Source organism: Acetatifactor sp., assembly GCF_982438285.1.
The window spans coordinates 1-4,853 of the sequence record NZ_CEWDFQ010000239.1; the positions used below are offsets into that span (position 1 = coordinate 1).

A 4,853-nucleotide genomic window follows, 5' to 3' on the forward strand; every position below is an offset into this window, starting at 1 on the left:
GGTTTGTATACTGATTTGATTTTAAATTTGTCTTTGATTCGTTCTTTCTTTTACCGACGCTCAAGCCTTTTCCTCCTCCATCCGTTTAATTTCGATATTAGAGGAAATATGCTTTCCGAGGGCCAGCCTTGTGCCCCGCACCTGGATAATCATGGCTCCCCGGCGCTTTCTGTTCAGCACCTTCACAGGGGTGCCGTCATTTAAGCCCAGCGCCTGCAGCCTTCTTGTGACAGCAGGCTCCACATACAGTCCGCTGATGCGGTAGCTTTCATTCTTTTGTGCCTCATATAAAGTCATTTTATTCCCGGGAAGGCGTCCAGCCCTCCTGTCTCCTCTCGCATTTGATTCTCAACATAGGCGTTTGCAAAACTCGCTGAGAGAGTCACGAACCTAGTCATAATAACCAAAAACGGATTCCAAAGCAGTATTTCGTCACCGTTATTTTGGTTATTATGCCCAGTTTCTGATACCAGGGATCGAGTTTCGCAATTACCTATTACCAGCTTTTAATAAAGGTATCCACATAGTTGTCCAGGCATTTACGGATGACCTCAATGGCCTCTTCCCTGTTTCCCTTCTCGTTTACTGCCGTGGTCTTGTTCTCCAGGGACTTATACACCGTAAAGAAATGCTCCATTTCATCTACCACATGGGGCGGCAGTTCACTGATATCGTGATAGCAGTTGTAATAGGGGTCATTAAAGGGTACCGCTATGATTTTCTCATCATTCTTGCCGTTATCCAGCATGGAAATAACGCCGATGGGATAAGCTCTCACCAGTGTCATGGGCTGCACAGGCTCAGAGCACAGCAAAAGTACATCCAGGGGATCTCCGTCGTCGCCGTAGGTGCGGGGAATAAAGCCATAATTTGCCGGGTAATGGGTGGAGGTATGTAAAATACGGTCCAAGATCAGAAAACCGGTCTCCTTATCCATTTCATATTTGTTTTTACTTCCCTTTGAAATCTCAATCACACAAATAAAATCCGCAGGCGTCACCCTCTGGGTGCTCATAGTGTGCCAAATACTTCCATTCATTTCTTTCATAATAATCCTCCCTTTCCGAAGCGCATTTCAAGCTCCAAATTAAAGTCATCCGCGGATCTGGCCGTTTCCATGAATCACATATTTATAGGATGTCAGCTCCTTTAAGCCCATGGGGCCTCTTGCGTGAAGCTTCTGGGTGCTGATTCCGATTTCCGCCCCAAAGCCAAATTCAAATCCGTCCGTAAAGCGGGTTGAGGCGTTCACATAAACGCATGCCGCATCCACCTCATTGAGAAATTTTTCTCCGGTCTCTTTATTCTGTGTGACAATGCAGTCGGAATGCTTCGTATTATATTTGTTGATGTGGGCAATGGCCTCCTCCACGCTGTCCACTGTCTTTAAGGATAGAATATAGTCCAGATATTCTGTGCCATAATCCTCCTCTGAGGCGGGAACACACTCCGGAAGCACTTCTCTGACAGCCAAGTCCCCCCGAAGCTCCACATTCGAAGGGCTCAGAGCTTCTGCAAGCTTTGGCAGAAACGCCGCTTCGATGTCTCTGTGGATCACAAGGGACTCACAGGCATTGCACACGCCGATGCGCTGGGTTTTGGCATTGACAACAATGCGAACCGCCATGTCCAGATCTGCATCCTTATCCACATATACATGGCAGTTTCCCGTTCCCGTCTCGATCACGGGAACAGTGCTGTTTTCCACCACACTTCGTATCAGTCCTGCTCCCCCTCTGGGAATCAGCACATCTACATACCTGTTCATTTTCATAAAGGCGGCTGCGACAGCTCTATCCGTACTTTCAATCAGCTGGAGGGCATCCACAGGCATTTCTGTCTGCTCCAGAGCATTTCTGAGGATTTCCACAATGGCAATGTTGGAACAGATGGCATCGCTCCCCCCTTTTAAAATCACTGCGTTTCCGGTCTTAAAGCAAAGCCCGAAGGCATCCGCCGTCACATTAGGGCGGGATTCATAGATGATCCCGATTACGCCAAGGGGAACTCTCTTTTTCTCGATCACAAGGCCGTTGGGGCGCTCAAACCGCTCCATAATCTCCCCCACACAGTGGGGCAGCTCTGCAATCTGGCACAGTCCCTCCGCCATGGCTTCAATACGCTCCTTTGTCAGACGGAGTCTGTCAATCATTCCCGGGTGCATACCGCTTTCCTGCGCTGCGCGAATATCCTCTTCATTGGCGTCAAGAATCTTTTGGGCCTGACTGCAAAGCAGCTTTGCCGCTTCTCTAAGGGTGTTGTCTCTTTCCTGCGCAGACACCTTCTGCAGGGCATATTTGGCCGAGACGGCCCTCTCGCCCATCGCTTGTAAATCTGTCATAGAACTTCCTCATTTCTGCGCTGCTTTTTTCACACAATGCTCTTGCGCCGGGCAGCGCTCAGACGCAAATCGCTTTATAAGAAAAACCCGCCTCTAACAGCATATCACCTGACAGGGCCTTATATCCCGTTCTTCCATGGGGATTTCCTCCACCATCTGGCAGCGAAAGCCGATGGCTATGGTCCGAAGCTGTAAAGCCGGCTTATCTGCCAGATATTTGTCATAGAATCCCTTTCCATAGCCGAGCCTGCCCCGCATCCCGTCAAATGCCGCTCCGGGCATCAGCATCAGGGTTCTCTGGGCATTCTCATGAGAATATTCATATGCCTCTGTGCCCGGCAGGGGCTCCAAAATCCCTTTATATCCGGAAATAAGGTCACCCAGTGACCTTACCCTGTAAAAATTCATAATTTCTCCCTCTACCCTGGGCAGATAAAGTCTCTTTCCTGTTCTCAGAGCTTCTTTTAAAAGCTCGCTGGTATCTATCTCGCTTCCGAAGCCAGCAAAGCCCAGAATGCTTTCCGCGCCATAAAACCATTGATGGCCCAATATGCGCTCTGTCACCAGCACGCAGGCTCTTTCTCTCTCCTCTTTCTTAAGACGCGCTCTCTCAGCCAGCGCTCTTTTACGAATTTCTTTTTTTGTTTCCATATTTTTCCCCAAGATTTTCCAAGGTGCCGTCCGGCCTCTCGATGGTAATATTGTCAAGCTGGGCCCGCAGATTCCTTCGGATGCTTTCCACGTATTCTCTGCGGAGTCTTGCCTGCTCCTCCTTTTCAGCCTCGCTTAATCCCTGGTTTTGAGACTTGTGGTAGAGCTCGTTGATCCGTCTGATTCTCTCTTCCATGTTCATGACAGTGCTTCCCCTCTAAAACTTATGTAAATTTTCCACAAAAGCAGGCAGGTCAAACCCTTCCCTTTGATGGGCCACAAAAAGAGTGCCCTCCTTTTCTCCTGCTAAAATCCTGTGCAGCACGCCGATATCCCGGCTGTTGGCAATAATCATGTCTACATTAGAGCTTGTGGCGATTTTTGCAGCGATCAGCTTGGTGTTCATGCCTCCTGTACCCACGCTGCTTCCCGTGCTGGATTTTCCCATTTCCATCAGATCATCCGTCAGTTCATCCACCTGTTCAATAAAACGAGCCTCCGGGTTTTTCCTGGGATCATCTGTATACAGGCCGTCAATATCCGACAAAAGAATCAGAAGATCCGCCTGAATCAAGGCTGCCACAATGGCGGAAAGCGTATCGTTATCGCCGATTTCTATTTCGTAGGTTGCCACTGTATCATTCTCGTTCACTATGGGGATTACTCCCATGCGCAGAAGCTGGGAGAAGGTATTGTGGGCGTTATAGCGGTTCAAATTGTCCACGACCGTATTCTTTGTCATCAGTATCTGCGCCGCCACCTGATTGTACTCCGCAAACAGCTTCTGATAGGTCATCATCAGTCTCGCCTGTCCCACCGCGGAACAGGCCTGCTTTACCGCCATTGCCTCCGCCTGGGTGGGGGCCGTTATTTCCTTCAAATGCACTGCCTTTTTTCCCACGGCAATGGCCCCAGAGGTCACAAGCACAACCTCCTTTCCCTGGTTGCGGATATCGCACAGCTCCCTCACCAGCTTTTCCAGCCGAATATAATCCAAATCGCCGGTCTCCCTGTGCTGCAGGGAGGAGGAACCGATTTTTACCACAATACGCTTTTTATCCTTTATGTATTCCCTTAGGCTGCTCAAAGTTTTTCCTCGTTTTCTGCATGTAGCATTTTTTCTGACTGTTATTCTACTTTATTTTCCCTTCGCCGTCAATGTCTCCCCAATTCTCCTGCAATGGCCTCCGCAACCCGCAGTCCATCCATAGCCGCGGAGGTAATGCCTCCCGCATAGCCTGCTCCCTCCCCGCAGGGATAAAGCCCTCTGATGGCAGACTGCAGAGTCTCGTCCCTGTGGATACGCACTGGGGATGAGGTTCTGCTTTCCACACCAAGAAGCAGAGCCTCCGGCCCGTCGAAGCCCTTGATCTGCCTGCCGAAGGCCTTCATGCCGTCCACAAAGGCCTCATTGCATTCCCGGGGCAGAATCCGGCTCACATCCCCGTAGCAAAACTCCCCCTTACAGAGCGGCTCACATCCCGCCTCCGCTGCCAGGCCGGAAATCACTCCCTGAGCCAAAAGCTGCTCCTGATCCATTCCCGTCTCCACGCACCTTTGAAAAACATCATAGCGCTGCACAGGTATTTTCCCACTTCCCAGCAAAAAGGCTCTTTCCTCCAGCCTTCTCTGAAAGGCAATGCCTGCCAGGGGATGCTTTGAACCATAATCCTCACTTGTCACAGACACAATAATGGCGCTGTTTGCCGCCCGGCTGTCCCGTCCGCTGTAGCTCATGCCGTTGACAGCCAGCCTGCCCTCCTCGGAGGATGCGTTTACCACATAGCCTCCGGGGCACATACAGAACGAATAAACACCTCTCTTGTTTTCTGCCTGAGCAGTCAGCTTATAAGCTGCCGCT

Annotated in this window: 7 protein-coding genes; all 7 read right to left on the bottom strand. The window is 50.2% G+C overall.

Annotation, left to right across the window (positions count from 1 at the left end; translation table 11 throughout):
• Positions 1-60: 60 nt before the first annotated feature.
• The gene (locus tag AC1WIP_RS11385; RefSeq protein ID WP_481141938.1) at positions 61-297 is read right to left on the bottom strand and encodes a FeoA family protein; all 237 of its coding nucleotides are present in this window, start codon (positions 295-297) and stop codon (positions 61-63) included.
• Positions 298-496: 199 nt separating this feature from the next.
• On the bottom strand, positions 497-1,048 hold the full coding sequence (locus AC1WIP_RS11390) for an inorganic diphosphatase (RefSeq protein ID WP_481141939.1): 552 nt from the start codon (positions 1,046-1,048) through the stop codon (positions 497-499).
• A gap of 45 nt (positions 1,049-1,093) precedes the next feature.
• Positions 1,094-2,341: a glutamate-5-semialdehyde dehydrogenase gene (locus AC1WIP_RS11395; protein WP_481141940.1), complete on the bottom strand. Its 1,248-nt coding sequence runs from the start codon at positions 2,339-2,341 to the stop codon at positions 1,094-1,096.
• Positions 2,342-2,434: 93 nt separating this feature from the next.
• A complete protein-coding gene (locus AC1WIP_RS11400; RefSeq protein WP_318705293.1) occupies positions 2,435-2,992 on the bottom strand; it encodes a 5-formyltetrahydrofolate cyclo-ligase in 558 nt (185 codons plus the stop codon).
• Entirely contained in the window at positions 2,967-3,194 is a 228-nt protein-coding gene (locus tag AC1WIP_RS11405; RefSeq protein ID WP_481141941.1) for a DUF896 domain-containing protein, read from the bottom strand. The genes AC1WIP_RS11400 and AC1WIP_RS11405 overlap by 26 nt, the downstream gene beginning before the upstream one ends.
• A gap of 15 nt (positions 3,195-3,209) precedes the next feature.
• Entirely contained in the window at positions 3,210-4,079 is an 870-nt protein-coding gene (gene proB / locus AC1WIP_RS11410; protein WP_318709689.1) for a glutamate 5-kinase, read from the bottom strand.
• 68 nt (positions 4,080-4,147) lie between these two features.
• Positions 4,148-4,853: NAD(P)/FAD-dependent oxidoreductase (locus AC1WIP_RS11415; RefSeq protein ID WP_481141942.1), on the bottom strand; the 706-nt coding region annotated here is incomplete at its 5' end.

Bases quoted from the DNA above. Each gene is read 5' to 3' on its own strand.
- AC1WIP_RS11385 (WP_481141938.1), bottom strand. From the start codon at position 297: ATGACTTTATATGAGGCACAAAAGAATGAAAGCTACCGCATCAGCGGA.
- AC1WIP_RS11390 (WP_481141939.1), bottom strand. From the start codon at position 1,048: ATGAAAGAAATGAATGGAAGTATTTGGCACACTATGAGCACCCAGAGG.
- AC1WIP_RS11395 (WP_481141940.1), bottom strand. From the start codon at position 2,341: ATGACAGATTTACAAGCGATGGGCGAGAGGGCCGTCTCGGCCAAATAT.
- AC1WIP_RS11400 (WP_318705293.1), bottom strand. From the start codon at position 2,992: ATGGAAACAAAAAAAGAAATTCGTAAAAGAGCGCTGGCTGAGAGAGCG.
- AC1WIP_RS11405 (WP_481141941.1), bottom strand. From the start codon at position 3,194: ATGAACATGGAAGAGAGAATCAGACGGATCAACGAGCTCTACCACAAG.